We start from the raw sequence: 15769 nt of genomic DNA, 5'->3' as shown, positions 1-15769 counted from the left end.
GATGACGTGTGCCGTCCGCACCGAAGCGCGGCGGTCGCCTCCTAACCCTTTGAGATATCGATGCACGCTCCTGCACCCTCGTTCGTCATCCCCGCCGTCCGCTTCGCCGGAGTGGCGCGGCATTTCGGGAGCGTGAAGGCCGTGGACGGCGTCGATCTCGCCATCGCGCCGGGCGAGTTCTTCGCGATGCTCGGCCCGTCGGGCTCAGGCAAGACCACCTGCCTGCGGCTCATCGCCGGCTTCGAGCAACCCGATGCCGGCCATATCGAGATATTCGGCGAGACGGTGGAAGGGTTGCCGCCCTATCGCCGGCCGGTGAACACCGTGTTCCAGGACTATGCGCTGTTCCCGCATCTCTCCGTGGGCGAGAACGTCGCCTACGGGCTGAAGGTCCGCCGCGTCGCGCGTGCCGAGCGGGAGAAGCTGGCGCGCGAGGCCTTGGCGCTGGTGAAGCTCGCCGGCCTCGAGGCGCGCCGGCCGGCGCAACTGTCCGGCGGCCAGCGCCAGCGGGTGGCGCTCGCCCGCGCGCTGGTGGTGCGTCCCAAGGTGCTGCTGCTCGACGAGCCGCTCGGCGCGCTCGATCTCAAGCTGCGCGAGGAGATGCAGGTCGAGCTCAAGGGCCTCCAGCGTGCGCTCGGCCTGAGCTTCGTCTTCGTCACCCACGACCAGGGCGAGGCGCTCTCCATGGCCGACCGGGTGGCGGTGTTCAACGAGGGGCGCATCGTGCAGGTCGGCCCGCCGGAAGAGGTCTATGAGCGGCCGGCCACCCGCTTTGTCGCCGCCTTTGTCGGCGCGGCCAATGTGATCGAGCCGGACATGGCCGCGGCCCTCGGCGCGCCCGCCCGCCTGTGCAGTCTGCGGCCGGAAAAGCTGGTGCTGGTTCCGGCCGACGGGGCCGCGCCGGCGGGTGCGGCAGTGATCGAAGCGCGGGTCGTCGACGTGTCCTATCAGGGAGCGGTGCGCCGCCTCGCGGTGCGCACCGCCGCCGGGGTGGCGCTGACCGCCGCCGTGCCGGCCGCCCGGCTCGCGCCCGCGCCGGGCGAGAGCGTGCGCCTCGCCGTTCCGCTGGCGGCGCTGGTGCCGATGGAGGGCGAGCGATGAGCCTTGCCACCCTCGATCTGCCGGCGCCGCGCGAGGGCGTTCTCCGCCGCCTCTCCGACGCGCTGCTGCGGCGCGGCCAGCTCATCGTGCTGTTGTTGCTCGCGCCGCCGCTGCTGTGGCTCGGCCTCGTCTATCTCGGCAGCCTGTTCGTGTTCCTCGGGCAGTCGATCTTCTCCATCGACGAGTTCTCCGGCACCATCGTGCGCGAGCCGACCACGGCGACGCTGATCGAGCTGTTCCGCCCGGCCAATTTCGACATCGTCATGCGGACGGTGGGCGTCGCGGCGGCGGTGACGCTGCTCTGCGCGCTGATCGCCTTCCCGATCGCCTATTACGCCGCCCGCTATGCCGGGCCGCGCGCCAAGGCGGCCTTCTATCTCGCGGTGATGATGCCGCTGTGGTCGAGCTATCTGGTCAAGGTCTATGGTTGGAAGCTGCTGCTGGCCAAGGAGGGGGCGATCTCCTGGTTCGCCGGCCGGCTGGGGCTCGATGGCGCGCTCGACGCGTGGCTGGCCCTGCCGCTGGTCGGTGGGCCGTCGCTGTCGGTCTCCTATACCGGCATGGTGCTGACCTTCACCTATCTCTGGCTGCCCTTCATGATCCTGCCGGTGCAGGCGGCGCTGGAGCGGGTGCCGGCGAGCCTAATCGAGGCGGCCGGCGATCTCGGCGCCGGACCGGGCACCACGTTCCGAAGCGTGATCCTGCCGCTCGCCATGCCCGGCGTGGTGGCGGGGGCGGTGTTCACCTTCTCGCTGACGCTCGGCGACTACATCGTGCCGCAGATCATCGGCACCTCGGCGCTGGTGCTGGGGCAGGCGGTGTACACGCTGCAGGGCACGGCGGGGAACATCCCGCTCGCCGCCGCCTTCTCGCTGGTGCCGATCCTGGTCATGGCGCTGTTCCTGACGCTCGCCAAGCGAACGGGAGCGTTCGATGCGATGTGATCGGTGCAATCGCGGGAGGGGGTTGCCATGAACCGCCCCTCGCTCGGCCTGAAGATCGCCGCGCTCGGCGGGCTCGCCTTCCTGCACATCCCGCTGCTGTTCATCCTGCTCTACGCCTTCACCACCGAGGAGAAGAGCTACGCCTTTCCCCCGCCGGGCTACACGCTGAAATGGTTCGGCGTGGTGTGGGGGCGGGCGGACATCTGGGCGGCGGTCGGGCTGTCCTTGAAGGTCGCCGCCATCGCCACGCTGATCGCGCTGGTGCTCGGCACGCTGGCGGCGGGGGCGCTGGCGCGGGCGAGGTTCTTCGGCCGTGAGCCGATCTCGCTGCTCTTCGTGCTGCCCATCGCCTTGCCGGGCATCGTCACCGGCATCGCACTGCGCCAGGCCTTCGGGCTGATGGAGATCCCCTTCTGCTTCTGGACCATCGTGCTCGGCCACGCGACCTTCTGCATCGTCGTCGTCTACAACAATGCGGTAGCCCGGCTCCGGCGGCTGTCGCCCTCGCTGATCGAAGCGTCGATGGACCTCGGCGCCGATGCCTTCCAGACCTTCCGCCTCGTCGTGCTGCCCAATATCGGCACCGCGCTGCTCGCCGGCGGCATGCTCGCCTTCGCGCTGAGCTTCGACGAGGTGATCGTCACCACCTTCACCGCCGGACAGCAATCGACGCTGCCGATCTGGATGCTGTCCGAGCTGATCCGCCCGCGCCAGCGGCCGGTCACCAATGTCGTCGCCGTCCTCGTCATTCTCGTCACCTTCCTGCCCATCCTTGCCGCCTACTACCTCACCCGCGAGGGTGGAGGCGCGCGCGGGACAAATGCGGCCGGCAAATAGGGAGTAGCCCGCATGACCGTCGCTTTCGATACCGAGATGCTGATCGGGCCCGGTTTCGTCGCCGGCACCGAGACGCCGGAGACGGTGCTGAACCCGAAGACCGAGGCGACGCTGGTCGAGCTGCCGGAAGCCTCCGCCGACCAGATCGATGCGGCGGTGAACGCGGCCGAGAAGGCCTTCGCCGGCTGGGTGCGCACCACCCCGGCGGAGCGCTCCTACCTGCTGCTCAAGCTCGCCGATCGCATCGAGGCGGAGGCGGAGAGCTTCGCGACGCTGGAGGCGCTGAATTGCGGCAAGCCCCGCCATGCGGTGCTGCGCGACGAAATTCCCGGCGTGGTCGATTGCTTCCGCTTCTTCGCCGGCGCGGTGCGTACCCAGCACGGTATGGTGGCGGGCGAGTATCTTGCCGGCCATACCTCGATGATCCGCCGCGACCCGATCGGCGTCGTCGCCTCCATCGCGCCATGGAACTATCCGCTGATGATGGCGGCGTGGAAGCTCGCCCCGGCGCTGGCGGGCGGCAACACGGTTGTCATCAAGCCCTCCGAGCAGACGCCGCTCACCGCGCTGAAGCTCGCCCGGCTCATCGCCGACATCTTCCCGGAAGGGGTGGTGAATGTGGTGGTCGGGCGCGGCGAGAGCGTCGGCAATGCGCTGATCAACCATCCCAAGGTGGCGATGGTCTCGCTTACCGGCGACATCGCCACCGGCAAGAAGGTGCTCACCGCGGCGGCGAAGAGCGTGAAGCGCACCCATCTTGAACTCGGCGGCAAGGCGCCGGTCATCGTGTTCGACGATGCCGACATCGCCGAGGTGGTCGAGGGGGTGAAGGCGTTCGGCTACTACAATGCCGGGCAGGACTGCACCGCCGCCTGCCGCATCTACGCGGCCGACAAAGTGTACGACAACCTCGTCGCCGATCTCGCCTCGGCGGTCTCGGGCCTGAAATTTGCCTCGGCCAATGACGAGGAGAACGACATCGGTCCGCTGATCTCCGCCCGCCAGCGCGCGCGTGTCGCCTCCTTCGTGGAGCGCGCCTCCGAACTCGGCCATATCGAGATCGCCGCCGGCGGCAAGGTGGCCGGCGATCCCACGACGGGCAAGGGTTTCTTCTACCAGCCGACGGTGGTGGCTGGGGCGCTGCAATCGGACGAGATCGTCCGGCGCGAGGTGTTCGGCCCGGTGGTGTCGGTGACGCGTTTCTCCGATGTCGAGGACGCCGTCGCCTGGGCGAATGACAGCGACTATGGTCTCGCCTCGTCGGTGTGGACCAAGGACATCTCCCGCGGCATGGCGACGGCGGCCCGGCTGCAATATGGCTGCACCTGGGTGAACTGCCATTTCATGCTGGTGAGCGAGATGCCGCATGGCGGGCTGAAGCAGTCCGGCTATGGCAAGGACCTCTCGGCCTATGCGCTGGAGGACTACACCGTCGTGCGCCACGTCATGGTGAAGAACGGCTGAGAACGCTTAGCCGGCTGGTGCGCGGATGCCTCTCCGCCTGTAGGATCGCTGCGCCGCCGTCGCGGCCCGTCGATCCGACCGTGGGGGTCTCCATGTCGTCCGCCTTCTCGTCCTTGCGCCTGTGGATTGCCGCCTTCGTCCTGCTCGCCGCCCTGCTGCCGGCGGCGGCCGAGCCGGTCGATGCGACGCCCCGCATCGCGGTGCTGTGCGCCTTCGAGCCGGAATGGCGGGCCCTGCGCGCCATCGCGACCCATATGGAGGACCACAGCTACAAGGGCGTCCCCATCGTCACCGGCGAGATCGAGGGCAAGCCGGTGGTTCTGGCGATGACCGGGGTGAGCATGGTCAACGCCGCCATGACCACCCAGATGACACTCGACCGCTACAACGTCACCCGCATCGTGGTCTCCGGCATCGCCGGCGGCGTCGATCCCTCGCTGAACATCGGCGACATCGCGGTGCCGGCGCGCTGGGGCCAGTATCTCGACGTGATCCTGGCGCGCGAGACGCCGCAGGGTTTCAAGCTGCCGTCCGACGACACGCCGGAATTCACCAATTTCGGCATGATCTTCCCGCGCGGCGTGCGGGTTTTCCGCGAAGGCCAGGCGAGCTCGCCCCGGCAGTTCTGGTTCGACGTCGATCCCGCCCTGCTGGAGGTCGCCCGCAAGACCGAGGCGGAGACCGACAATCAGCTGCAGCGGTGCAACGGCGCGAATGTGTGCCTGATGAAGCCGCCGCGCGTGCGGGTCGGCGGCAGTGGGGTGTCTGGCACCGCCTTCGTCGATAATGCCGCCTTCCGCAGCTACACCTTCAATACCTTCAAGGCGCAGGTGCTGGACATGGAAAGCGCCGCCATCGCCCATGTCGCGACCACCAACGGCGTGCCGTTCATCGTCTTCCGTGCGCTGTCGGATCTCGCGGGCGGCGGGCCGGGCGAGAACGAGATGCATGTCTTCATGGATCTGGCGGCGAACAATTCCGCAGCGGTGACGCGCACCTTCCTCAAGGCTCTGCCGGATTGAGCCGGGCGCTTGTGGTATGATCGGCACGGTCCTCGATGAAGTGATCGTTCTCCTGCGAATATGACGAAGTTTTAAGTTGGAAGTTGCGGAGAGTTCGGCACTGTCGATCCTCTGGCGTCATTTTGCGGCGCAGTGACGGACAAGGGAAATTGCATGCGACGCGTGACGGGCCTGCTTCTATGTCTGGCCGTGCTGGCGGGAGCGGGAGCGCTCGCCCATCGGCAGGGATGGATCGCGGATGGCCTGTCTGCCGTGAAGGGCGAGGCCCGAGCTGCTCCGGAGGCGCGCCCGGCGCCCCGCATTCCCGTCGAGGTTGCCAGCGCCCGTAAGGAGCAGGTTACCGCCGACATCCGCTCCATCGGCACGCTGCAATCGGACGAATCGGTCAAGCTCGCCGGCGAGGTCGCCGGCCGGATCGAGAAGATCAACTTCAAGGAAGGCGAGCATGTGCGCGCCGGCGACGCGCTGGTGCAGCTCGATACCGCGCTGGTCAGGGCGTCGCTCGAGGAGACCGAGGCGCGTCTCGAACTCGCCAAGGCCAATTTTGAGCGCGCCCAGCGGCTGCAGCAGAGCGGCTCCGGCACCGCGCGCGCGCTCGACGAGGCGAAGGCCGAACTTAACACCGCCTCGGCGCTGATCGATTCGCAGAAGGTGCAGATCGCCAAGCACAGCATCGGCGCGCCGTTCGACGGCGTCGTCGGCCTGCGTTCGGTGTCGGTCGGCGCCTATGTCCCGGTCGGTACGGCGTTGGTGAACCTGGAAAAAATCGACGTGCTGAAGCTCGACTTCAAGGTGCCCGAGGTGTTCCTGCGGCAGATCACGCCCGGCCAGAATGTCGAGATCGTCGTCGATGCCATGCCGGACCGCAGCTTCACCGGCACCATTTACGCGATCGATCCGATGGTGGATGTCGACGGCCGTTCGCTCAGCGTGCGCGCCCGCCTTTCCAATCCGCAACTGATGCTCCGCCCCGGCCTGTTCGTGCGGGTGGTGGCGAAGGGCCTCGAAAGCCGTGAGACGGTGTTCGTGCCGGAGAGCGCCATCGTGCCGCGCGGGCAGGAGCGCTTCGTCTGGCTGGTGGCCGACGGCAAAGCCAAGGAGACCAAGGTCGAGCTCGGCCAGCGCCGGGCCGGCGAGGTGGAGATCGTCAAGGGCGTGCCGGCCGGCGCCAGCGTCGTCGTCGCCGGCCAGGCGCGGCTGCGCAACGGCGCCGCGGTGGAGGTGGTAGCGACGCCGACCGCCACGCAGAGCTGAGGCGGGACGATGGGCATCTCCGAGCTGTGTATCCGCCGCCCGGTCTTCGCGACGGTGCTGAGCCTGCTGATGGTGCTGGTCGGCATCGTCTCCTACAGCCGGCTCACCGTGCGCGAATACCCGAACATCGACGAGCCGGTGGTGTCGGTCGTCACCAGCTATCCCGGCGCCTCGGCGAGCATCGTCGAGAGCCAGGTCACGCAGGTGTTGGAGGGCTCCATCGCCGGCATCGAGGGCATCGACGTCCTCGAATCCACCAGCCGCTCGGAATCCAGTCGCATCACCGTGCGCTTCCGCCTCGAAGTGAACCCCGACGTGGCGGCGAGCGACGTGCGCGACCGCGTCAGCCGGGTGCGCCAGCGCCTGCCCGACGAGATCGACGAGCCGGTGATCTCCAAGGTCGAGGCCGACGCCCAGCCGGTGGTGTTCGTCGTCTTCCGCTCCGACCGCATGAACGCGCTGGAACTGTCGGACTATATCGACCGCTACGTCGTCGACCGCTTCAAGAATCTCACCGGTGTCGCCGATGTGCAGATCTATGGCGAGCGGCGCTACGCCATGCGCATCTGGATCGATCGCGAGCGCCTCGCCGCCTATGAGCTGACGGTGCAGGACGTCGAGGATTCGCTGCGCGCCCAGAACGTCGAGATCCCCTCCGGCCGCATCGAGAGCGCGGATCGCGAGTTCAACGTGCTCTCGCGCACGGCCCTCGCTACCGTCGACCAGTTCAACGACATCGTGGTCAAGCGCGCCAACGGCGCGCAGGTGCGCCTCGCTGACGTGGCCCGCGTCGAGCTGGGCGCGGCGGATGAGCGCCGTTCCAGCCGGTTCAATGGCGGGCAGGCGATCATCGTCGGCATCATCAAGCAGGCGGTGGCCAATCCGCTCGACGTGTCGGCCGGCGTGCGCGGAGTGCTCCCCGAGATCAACGGGACGTTGCCCGAGGGCATGAGCGCCACCGTCGGCCAGGACAATTCAGTGTTCATCGACCGCTCGATCCGGGCGGTGTTCCACACCATTGTCGAGGCGGTGGTGCTGGTGGTGCTGGTGATCGTGATCTTCCTGCGCTCGTTCCGGGCGTCGCTGATCCCGGTGATCACCATCCCGATCTCGCTGATCACCACCTTCGCGCTGATGTTCGCGCTGGGCTTCAGCGTCAATACGCTGACCCTGCTCGCCATGGTGCTGGCCATCGGTCTCGTGGTCGACGACGCCATCGTGGTGCTGGAGAACATCTTCCGCCATATCGAGCACGGCATGAAGCCGATCCCCGCTGCCATCAAGGGCGCGAAGGAGATCGGCTTCGCCGTCATCGCCATGACGCTGACGCTCGCCGCCGTCTATGCGCCGGTCGCCTTCGCCGCCGGACGTACCGGGCGGTTGTTCACCGAGTTCGCGCTGACGCTCGCCGGCGCGGTGCTGGTCTCCGGCTTCGTGGCGCTCACGCTCACGCCGATGATGTGCTCGCGCCTGCTCAAGCACGAGGCCAATCCCGGCCGGGTCTCCGCCTTCGTCGAGCGCGGCCTGCGCGGTCTCGAGGAAGGTTACCGGCGGTTGCTCGGCGGCGTGCTGAAACTGCGGGCGCTGGTGCTGCTGCTGGCCCTCGTGGTGGCCGGCGCCAGCGCGTATTTCTTCGCCGTGCTGCCCTCCGAACTGTCGCCGGTGGAGGATCGAGGCACGGTGCGCGTGACCGGCAGCGGGCCGGAGGGCTCCACGCTCGCCTACACCTCCCGCTACACCGGCCAGATCGACGGCATTCTCGGCAAGATCCCCGAGCTGGATTCGGTGTTGATCATCAACGGGATGCCGGAAGTAAACCGTTTCCTGGTCATGGGACGGCTGAAGGACTGGGACGAGCGAGAGCGTCGCCAGCAGGACATCGTCGCCGCGACCACGCCGCAGCTGCGGCGCATCGCCGGCGTCAACGCCTATGCCAACAATCCGGCCTCGCTCGGCGCCTCCAACAATTCGCGGCCGATCGAGTTCGTGCTGCAAACCTCCGGCACATATGAGGAGCTGGATCAATATGTGACCCAGTTCCTCACACGCATCGCCGATTATCCCGGCCTCGTCAGCGTCGACAGCGACCTCAAGCTCAACAAGCCGGAGATCTCGGTCAATATCGACCGCGCCAAGGCGGCGGATCTCGGTATCGATGTCGCTGTGCTCGGCCGCACGCTGGAAAGCCTGCTCGGCGGGCGCCAGGTGACGCGCTTCGAAGTCGGCGGCGAGCAATATGACGTCTATGTCCAGCTCGATGCCCGCAATCGGGCCTCGCCGACCACGCTCGACACGATCTACCTGCGCGCGGTGGGCGGGCAGATGGTGCAACTCGCCAACCTCGTCACCGTGCGCGAGACGGTGGCGCCGCAGGAGCTCAAGCGCTTCAACCAGATGCGCTCGGCCACCATCTCCGCCAATCTGGCGCCCGGTGTCTCGCAGGGCGAAGCGCTCGCTTTCCTCGATCAGGCGGCGCGGGAGGTGCTGCCCGATACGGTGCGCACCGACGTGTCCGGCCAGAGCCGCGAGTTCCATGCTGCCGGGCAGAGCCTCGCCATCGTCTTCGTGCTGGCGCTCGGCTTCATCTATCTGGTGCTGGCGGCTCAGTTCGAGAGCTTCCGCGACCCGGTGATCATCATGCTCACCGTGCCGCTCTCCATGACCGGCGCGCTCGCCGCGCTCTACTATGCCGGCGGCACGCTCAACGTCTATTCGCAGATCGGCCTCGTGACGCTGGTCGGACTGATCACCAAGCACGGCATCCTGATCGTCGAATTCGCCAACCAGCAGCAGGAGGCCGGGTTCGACCGCCGCTCGGCGGTGATCGAGGCGGCGGTGCTGCGCCTGCGACCGATCCTGATGACCACCGGTGCCATGGTGCTCGGCGCGGTGCCGCTGGCGCTCGCCACCGGCGCCGGCGCCGAGAGCCGGCAGCAGATTGGCTGGGTGATCGTCGGCGGCATGACGCTCGGCACGCTGCTCACCCTGTTCGTGGTGCCGACGGTCTATTCGCTGATCGGCCGCATCCACACCCATCCGGCCGCCGAGGTGACGCCCACCCCGGTGCATGTACCGGCGCCCGCCGAGTAGCGGGCGCCGCGCCTCCGTTCAGAGCCCGTATTGCGCGCGTGCGTAGCCGCCAAGGCCGACGGCATCGAGCCGGGCCAGCGGCGCGAGGAACGTCACCTGGATGACGCCGGGAGCCCGGCCGATCTCGATGGCGCCGTTCACCGTCGCGCGGTTGCGCACCTCGGCGACCGTGATGCCGAGCAGCTTCGCCGCCCGCTCCAGCCCGTTGTCGATGGCGGCGTTCATGTTGGCGGCGGTGCCGACCACCGAGACCGGCGCCAATTCCTCCATCGCCTCGACGCCCCATTGCACGGCGAGCCGCGCCGCCGCCTGCTTCTCGGCGGGCGAGAACGGTCGCGCAAGCGGGGGCAGGTCCTCCAGCAGCGGGAACAGCACCGGCCCGTCGATGGGATAGTTCTTCACCACCTCGACCTGCAGCGTTACCGATCCCGACACGTCCATGGTGTGGCCGGCGATCTCGCCGTCGCCCTGGGCGGCATGCATGTCGCCCATATAGACGCCGGCGCCCTTCACCTTCACCGGGGCGATGAGGATCGCGCCGGCACGCACGGCGTCGATGTCCATATGACCGTCGGTCTTGTGGGTGGCAAGTTGCTCGGCGGTGATGGCGTAGGGATGCGGCGCGCCGACCAGGAAGGCGCCGAAGTCGCCGGCATTGTGCGAGTCCGGCATCGGCATGGACGGCGTGGTGCCGAGCTGACCTAGGAAGGGGCGCAGCCGCACCATCACGCCGGGCATGTCGGCCGGCGCATAGGTGAGGATCGAATGCTGCACCGACTTGTCGGGCAGGGCGGCGTAATGGCTGGCGTCTTGCGCGATGGTCTCGGCGGCGGCGCGCGGTACCGTCAGCCCGACTCCGTGGGCATGGTCGAAGGTCACGGTATAGCCGTGGACAATCTCGAAGGGCTTGACCGGATTGCCGCATTTGTCGCAGCGGACCGCGTCCTGGCCGATGCCCTCGACATGGGTTTCCGGCCAGATCTCGTCGCAGACCGGGCAGCGCGCCGCGACATAGGGATCGCCGACGCAGAACCCAGCCGGCGAGCTGTCATGGCCCGACGCGGTGGCGAGCGAGGTGACGGTGATGTCGCGAATGCGGATCGCGACGCCGTCGCCCGGTTCGGCGCCCTCGACGAAGACGGGGCGGGTGACCTCATGGCCGCCGCGCAGGCGCGGGGTGATCATCGGCCCCCAGCAACCCGGCGCGGTATTGGCGATGATGGTGCCGCCATTCTCCAGCGGTCCCAGCATCGGCTCATTCGGATCGAGGACACTGTTGGTGAAACCTTGAACGACCAAGCTGCGTTGCGCCATGCCGATTTCCTCTGACGACGGAAAGCTGAAGAAGGCACTCTAGCATCGGGTATCCGAAGACCTATGTCCCAACGGTTGCAAAGCCAGCCTCACTTCAGCCAGCCGGGGAACACGCCGCCGAGCGCGCCGGTGATCATCTCCATGGCGATGGCGGCGAGGACGATCCCCATCAGCCGCTTGGAGATGGACAGTGCCGTCGGCGAGAGTTTGGAGCCGATCACCGGGGCGAGCGCCATCGCCGCGGCGAAGAAGACGAGGTAGCCGATGAGCCCGGCGTAGTAGCCGGCAAGACCTTCCGCCCCTTGGGCTTCCTGCGCGAAGACGATCAGCGTTGCCATGGTGCCGGGGCCCATGGCGATCGGCAGGCCCAGAGGGTAGACGCCGACATTCGCTACCGTCTCGAAATGCTGCTGCTCCGCCTCGGTGCCTTGGTGGGAGGAGTGATCGTCGCCGCTCAGCATGGAAAGTGCGATCAGGAGTACGATCAGGCCGCCGGCGAGGCGGAAATGCGGGACGTCGATGCCGAACATGGACAGCAGTGCCTGGCCGGCGAGGGCGCAGATCAGGGCGCCCGCGGTAACGGTGACGATCATCGCGATCAGCGCGCTGCGGCGCTGCGCGGGGGTGAGATCGCCGGTCAACGCCAGGAACACCGGGATGGTGCTGAGCGGGTTCATGATCGCGAACAGCGCCGCAAACAGCTTCGCCGTCAGTGTGATATCCATTCTGGCCGCCTACATGATTGATTTTATGCAGTATTTTCCAGAATGTGTTGAAGTCGTCCTAACGGAGCGGCGCGCGGTGCCGCGCGGAGGGCCTCGCCGCCGCCGGGCCGGCGTGGCCGGTTTTGCCTCGCGTGGCCGTCCCGGTTTCGCCTCGTCGCTTTCCGCGTCGGCCATCGCGAAAATGGTAACGGGCGATGCTACATTTCCCTCCTGCCCGTGATCGTCGGTCTTGGCCGGTGCGTGCAGTGAGGTGAACGGTCGGAACAATAGGGTGCCATTGTCGCGGCGTTGGCCGTCCTTGTCCGTCGCAATTGTCTGGAGGGCTGTCGTGCCGTCGTGGCGTCGTTTCGTTCTGCTGGTCGCGCTGACCATCCCGCTCATGCACGCGGCCAGCGCCGCCCACGCTCATTCGCGCCCGAAGACCTCGTCGGTGCCCGAGCGCACCGACACCCGCGTCTACCTGATGCGCGGGCTGTTCGGGGTGTTCTCGCTCGGCATGGACGATCTCGCCGGCAAGCTGCGGGCGGTCGGCTACAGCGCCGAAATCTTCGCCTGGGACCAGTGGCAGCGGGTGCAGGCCCTCGCCGCGCAGCGCTATGCGGCGGGCGGGTCGGGCACCGTGGTGGTGATCGGCCACTCGCTCGGCGCCAATTCGGTGTTCAGCGTCGCCGACGGGCTGCAGCGGCGGAACATCCCGGTGTACCTCGCTGTCACCTTCGACGCGACGCAGCCGAAGCCGGTGCCGTTCAACGTCACTAATTTCGTCAATGTCTGGGCGCGCGACGGCTACGGCGCGCCGGTACAGGCGATGCCCGGCTATCCCGGCAATCTGCAGAACTTCGACCTGTCGGGGGCGCCGGGCGTCGACCACCAGAGCATCGACCGCCTCGATGAGTTCCACCAGCTGATCCTCGCCCAGCTGAACGAGCTGACCAACCAGTAGGGAGCCGTTCCGCCATGCCGCGCGCCGCCCCGGATGGGCGGCGGCACGGCTGCACGTGGGTTCAGCGCCGCTCGTACCAGTCCTGCAGGCGGTACCAGGCGGCGACGATGGGCAGGAACCACGGATTGGGATCGCCGGCATAGAACGGCACGGCGGCGAAATCCTCGCGGTCGAAGGCGGTGGGGCGGTTCTGCCGGCCGAGGATCTTCTGCGCCGTCTGGTAGCCGAGATAGCTCATCAGCGCGACGCCGTTGCCGTTGCAGCCGACCGCGAAATCGGAGAGGTCGCGCTTGCCCATATGCGCGACCTTGTCGACCGTCATGGCGACGAAGCCGCTCCAGGCATGGCTGATCCTGTACGCCTTCAGCTCCGGATAGATCTCGGTCATGCGGGCATAGATGGCGGGCGCCGCCTCGCGGTCGGTGGTCTCGGCGAAGCCCGGCCGCGAGCCGAACAGGATGCGGCTGCCATCCGGCGAGGGGCGGGTATAGATCACGTCGCGCCGCGTGTCCGAGATCATCCGGCCCCTGGGGATCAGCGTCTCGATCAGGTCGGCGGGCAGCGGCTCGGTGGCGATCTGGTAGCTCTTCACCGGCACCACCCGCCGCGCGATATCCGGCGCGGCGTCCTTGCGGGTGTAGCCGTTGGTGGCGGTGACGACATGGGTCGCCAGCACGTCGCCGCGCGCCGTCGAGACCAGCTTCAGCCCGGCCGGGCCATCTTGCACCGGCTTGGCGCGGGCATGCGAGCGCAGCATCGCCCCGCTCGCCCGCGCCCGCTGGCGCAGCGCCCGGTGATATTTGCCGGGGTGCAGCCCGCCATATTCGTCGATCACCATGCCACCGAAATAATAGTCGGAGCCGATCGCCGCCCGCTGGTTGGAGCGGTCGAAGAAGCTCACCGTCACGCCGGTCTTCTCGGCGAGGATGCGGCCATTGCGATGGATCGCCTCCATCTGGTTCGCCGCATGGGCGCCGAAGAAGCGGCCGGTGATCTTCAGGTCGGCGTCGAGCCCCTCGCCGGTGATCAGCGTCTGCAGATAGTCAAAGGAGCCGATGCTGTCGCCGATCATCCGCTCGAACAGCTCGGGGTCGATGCCCTTGATGGCGCCGCCCACCACCAGCTTCTGGCCGCTCGACACCATGCCGCCGGAGCGGGTGGAGCCGCCCTCGCCGATGCGCTCGCCGTCCAGCACCACCACGCTCATTCCGGCGCGGGCCAGCTCGGTGGCGGCGTTGAGCCCGGCATAGCCGGAGCCGATCACCGCCACGTCGACCCGCGAGGGCAGCGGATCGAGATCGGTCTCCGGCTCGGCCGCCTCCCACCAATAGGGCTGGTCCTTGAAGCCTTCCGCGAAAATGTCGTTCGCCGCCATGGCGCATGCCCTTCTTGAATGCGGCCGGCCGCCTGGCGCGCCACGCGGGCGTCGGGCCGGTCTGGATCGCGGGGGCGGGCCGCAGGGTCCGCCGAACTGTCAGGAAACCGGCCTCACGGCGTGTCGGTCAGAGCGGTTGCCGGTCAGAGGACCTGCCCGAGGAATTCGCGGGTGCGCGGGTCCTGCGGCGCGTCGAAGATCTGCGCCGGCGGGCCGCTCTCGACGATGCGGCCGTGATCGGTGAAGCACACCCGGTCGGCGACCTCGCGGGCGAATTTCATCTCATGGGTGACGAGGATGCAGGTGAGGCCCTCGTCCACCAGCTCGCGGATGGCGGTGAGCACTTCCTTCACCGTCTCGGGATCGAGCGCGGCGGTGACCTCGTCGAACAGGATCACCTGCGGCTCCATGGCCAGCGCCCGGGCGATGGCGACGCGCTGCTGCTGGCCGCCGGACAATTGGCCGGGATAGGCATCGGCCTTCTCCGACAGCCGCACCTTGGCGAGCAGCCGGCGCGCCCGCGCCTCGACCTCCCGGCGGTCGTGGCCGAGCACCTGCACCGGCGCCATCATCACGTTCTGCAGGGCGGTGCGGTGTGGGAACAGATTGTACTGCTGGAACACCATCGACACCTGATGGCGCAGCGGGCGCATCTCCTTCTCGGTCTTCATCTTGTGCACCTCGTGGGTGCCGACGCGTATGGAGCCGGAATTGATCGGGATCAGCCCGTTGATGCAGCGCAGGATGGTCGACTTGCCCGAGCCCGACGGGCCGATGATGCAGACCGCCTCGCCGTCCTTCACGGCGAGCGAGATGCCCTTCAGCACCTGGAAGGCGCCGAAGCTCTTGGTGACCTGGTCGAGCTCGATGAGGGCGTCGGTGCGGTTCACAGGGAGTCTCCCTTGACCGACTGTTCCATGCGCCGCGCCAGCAAAGCCAGCGGGTAGCAAAAGGCGAAGAACAGGAACAGAGCGGTGATGTAGAAATAGACGATGACCCGTTCGTTCTCCATCGCCAGCAGGGTATTCAGCGTGGTGATCACGTCCTGAATGCCGGTGACGGTGGCGAGCGAGGTGGCGATCATCAGGAGCGCGTAGAGGTTCATCCAGCCGGGGATCATGCGGCGCAGCGCCTGCGGCAGGATGATCCGCCCATAGATCGACATCGGCATGTAGCCGAGCGCGCGGGCGGCCTCCCACTGGCCGGAATGGACCGACTGCACCGCGCCGCGGATGATCTCGGCGAAATTCGCCGCCGTCGGCAGGGCGAGGCCGATTACCGCCTTCACGAAGGCGGGGATGGCGATCGACACCCCGAACAGCCGGACGTTGAACGGGATGATGTAGAGCATCGCGAACAGCAGCACGAGCCAGGGCGAATTGCGCAGGAAGTTCATCACGAAGAAGCAGGGCACGCGCAGCAGCCGGTTCTTCGCCAGCATGCCGAAGCCGAGCACGGTGCCGAGCAGCGCCGCCACCGCCATGGCGCACAGGCTGAGGAACACGTTGAGCGCGAAGCCGCCCGAGAGCGGCCAGCCCGACGCGTTGCCGGTGAGCAGGATCGGCAGCCGCGCCCAGACGCGCGCCCATCCCTCGCCGCCGCTGCCCATCGCGTCGAGGCAGACCCAGGCGGCGAGTGCGAGCGCGATGCCGAGCTGTACCGTGCGCTTTTTCCCGGCATAGGTTGCGATCAGCGCCATC

At 67.8% G+C, this 15769-nt stretch carries 13 protein-coding genes; 8 read left to right on the top strand and 5 right to left on the bottom strand.

Going from position 1 to position 15769, the window contains the following annotated elements:
• The first annotated feature begins 60 nt into the window (after positions 1 to 60).
• From LGR54_RS10950 to LGR54_RS10920, 7 genes are all read left to right on the top strand, one after another.
• Positions 61 to 1101, top strand: coding sequence for an ABC transporter ATP-binding protein (locus tag LGR54_RS10950; protein ID WP_230361983.1), 1041 nt, complete (start codon positions 61 to 63; stop codon positions 1099 to 1101).
• Entirely contained in the window at positions 1098 to 2045 is a 948-nt protein-coding gene (locus LGR54_RS10945) for an ABC transporter permease (RefSeq protein WP_214011201.1), read from the top strand. The genes LGR54_RS10950 and LGR54_RS10945 overlap by 4 nt, the downstream gene beginning before the upstream one ends.
• Before the next feature lie 27 nt (positions 2046 to 2072).
• Positions 2073 to 2882 carry an ABC transporter permease gene (locus tag LGR54_RS10940; protein WP_230361982.1) on the top strand — a complete coding sequence of 270 codons (810 nt, stop codon included), beginning with the start codon at positions 2073 to 2075 and terminating at the stop codon, positions 2880 to 2882.
• Positions 2883 to 2894: 12 nt separating this feature from the next.
• A complete protein-coding gene (locus tag LGR54_RS10935) occupies positions 2895 to 4346 on the top strand; it encodes a gamma-aminobutyraldehyde dehydrogenase (protein WP_230361981.1) in 1452 nt (483 codons plus the stop codon).
• 92 nt (positions 4347 to 4438) lie between these two features.
• Positions 4439 to 5368, top strand: a complete 930-nt coding sequence (locus LGR54_RS10930) for a 5'-methylthioadenosine/S-adenosylhomocysteine nucleosidase (protein WP_230361980.1) — start codon at positions 4439 to 4441, stop codon at positions 5366 to 5368.
• Between the two features lie 153 nt (positions 5369 to 5521).
• Complete coding sequence (locus tag LGR54_RS10925; RefSeq protein WP_230361979.1) at positions 5522 to 6622, top strand: efflux RND transporter periplasmic adaptor subunit; 1101 nt, start codon at positions 5522 to 5524, stop codon at positions 6620 to 6622.
• A gap of 9 nt (positions 6623 to 6631) precedes the next feature.
• The gene (locus LGR54_RS10920) at positions 6632 to 9712 is read left to right on the top strand and encodes an efflux RND transporter permease subunit (protein ID WP_230361978.1); all 3081 of its coding nucleotides are present in this window, start codon (positions 6632 to 6634) and stop codon (positions 9710 to 9712) included.
• Between the two features lie 18 nt (positions 9713 to 9730).
• On the opposite strand, the gene LGR54_RS10915 is transcribed toward LGR54_RS10920, so the two are convergent.
• Both LGR54_RS10915 and LGR54_RS10910 read right to left on the bottom strand, forming a co-directional pair.
• Complete coding sequence (locus LGR54_RS10915; RefSeq protein ID WP_230361977.1) at positions 9731 to 11026, bottom strand: acetamidase/formamidase family protein; 1296 nt, start codon at positions 11024 to 11026, stop codon at positions 9731 to 9733.
• A gap of 89 nt (positions 11027 to 11115) precedes the next feature.
• Positions 11116 to 11751, bottom strand: a complete 636-nt coding sequence (locus LGR54_RS10910) for a MarC family protein (protein ID WP_230361976.1) — start codon at positions 11749 to 11751, stop codon at positions 11116 to 11118.
• A 328-nt stretch (positions 11752 to 12079) separates the two neighbouring features.
• Between LGR54_RS10910 and LGR54_RS10905 the strand changes: the two genes are divergently transcribed.
• Positions 12080 to 12694, top strand: coding sequence for an alpha/beta hydrolase (locus tag LGR54_RS10905; protein WP_230361975.1), 615 nt, complete (start codon positions 12080 to 12082; stop codon positions 12692 to 12694).
• Positions 12695 to 12755: 61 nt separating this feature from the next.
• On the opposite strand, the gene LGR54_RS10900 is transcribed toward LGR54_RS10905, so the two are convergent.
• From LGR54_RS10900 to LGR54_RS10890, 3 genes are all read right to left on the bottom strand, one after another.
• Positions 12756 to 14069 (bottom strand): FAD-binding oxidoreductase, encoded by a 1314-nt coding sequence (locus tag LGR54_RS10900; protein WP_304511999.1) that lies wholly within the window; start codon positions 14067 to 14069, stop codon positions 12756 to 12758.
• A gap of 143 nt (positions 14070 to 14212) precedes the next feature.
• Complete coding sequence (locus LGR54_RS10895; RefSeq protein WP_214011211.1) at positions 14213 to 14959, bottom strand: amino acid ABC transporter ATP-binding protein; 747 nt, start codon at positions 14957 to 14959, stop codon at positions 14213 to 14215.
• The gene (locus LGR54_RS10890; RefSeq protein WP_230361974.1) at positions 14956 to 15768 is read right to left on the bottom strand and encodes an amino acid ABC transporter permease; all 813 of its coding nucleotides are present in this window, start codon (positions 15766 to 15768) and stop codon (positions 14956 to 14958) included. The genes LGR54_RS10895 and LGR54_RS10890 overlap by 4 nt, the downstream gene beginning before the upstream one ends.
• Between the last annotated feature and the right edge of the window lies 1 nt (position 15769).

The sequence above is a fragment of the Ancylobacter sp. Lp-2 genome (assembly GCF_020523795.1).
Taxonomy (GTDB): domain Bacteria; phylum Pseudomonadota; class Alphaproteobacteria; order Rhizobiales; family Xanthobacteraceae; genus Ancylobacter.
Note: the sequence above shows the minus strand (reverse complement) of the source record. Positions and strands in the feature narration are given on the sequence as shown.

What these genes read in the sequence shown, in the direction of transcription:
- LGR54_RS10950 (WP_230361983.1), top strand. Translation starts at nt 61, where the DNA reads ATGCACGCTCCTGCACCCTCGTTCGTCATCCCCGCCGTCCGCTTCGCC.
- LGR54_RS10945 (WP_214011201.1), top strand. Translation starts at nt 1,098, where the DNA reads ATGAGCCTTGCCACCCTCGATCTGCCGGCGCCGCGCGAGGGCGTTCTC.
- LGR54_RS10940 (WP_230361982.1), top strand. Translation starts at nt 2,073, where the DNA reads ATGAACCGCCCCTCGCTCGGCCTGAAGATCGCCGCGCTCGGCGGGCTC.
- LGR54_RS10935 (WP_230361981.1), top strand. Translation starts at nt 2,895, where the DNA reads ATGACCGTCGCTTTCGATACCGAGATGCTGATCGGGCCCGGTTTCGTC.
- LGR54_RS10930 (WP_230361980.1), top strand. Translation starts at nt 4,439, where the DNA reads ATGTCGTCCGCCTTCTCGTCCTTGCGCCTGTGGATTGCCGCCTTCGTC.
- LGR54_RS10925 (WP_230361979.1), top strand. Translation starts at nt 5,522, where the DNA reads ATGCGACGCGTGACGGGCCTGCTTCTATGTCTGGCCGTGCTGGCGGGA.
- LGR54_RS10920 (WP_230361978.1), top strand. Translation starts at nt 6,632, where the DNA reads ATGGGCATCTCCGAGCTGTGTATCCGCCGCCCGGTCTTCGCGACGGTG.
- LGR54_RS10915 (WP_230361977.1), bottom strand. Translation starts at nt 11,026, where the DNA reads ATGGCGCAACGCAGCTTGGTCGTTCAAGGTTTCACCAACAGTGTCCTC.
- LGR54_RS10910 (WP_230361976.1), bottom strand. Translation starts at nt 11,751, where the DNA reads ATGGATATCACACTGACGGCGAAGCTGTTTGCGGCGCTGTTCGCGATC.
- LGR54_RS10900 (WP_304511999.1), bottom strand. Translation starts at nt 14,069, where the DNA reads ATGGCGGCGAACGACATTTTCGCGGAAGGCTTCAAGGACCAGCCCTAT.
- LGR54_RS10890 (WP_230361974.1), bottom strand. Translation starts at nt 15,768, where the DNA reads ATGGCGCTGATCGCAACCTATGCCGGGAAAAAGCGCACGGTACAGCTC.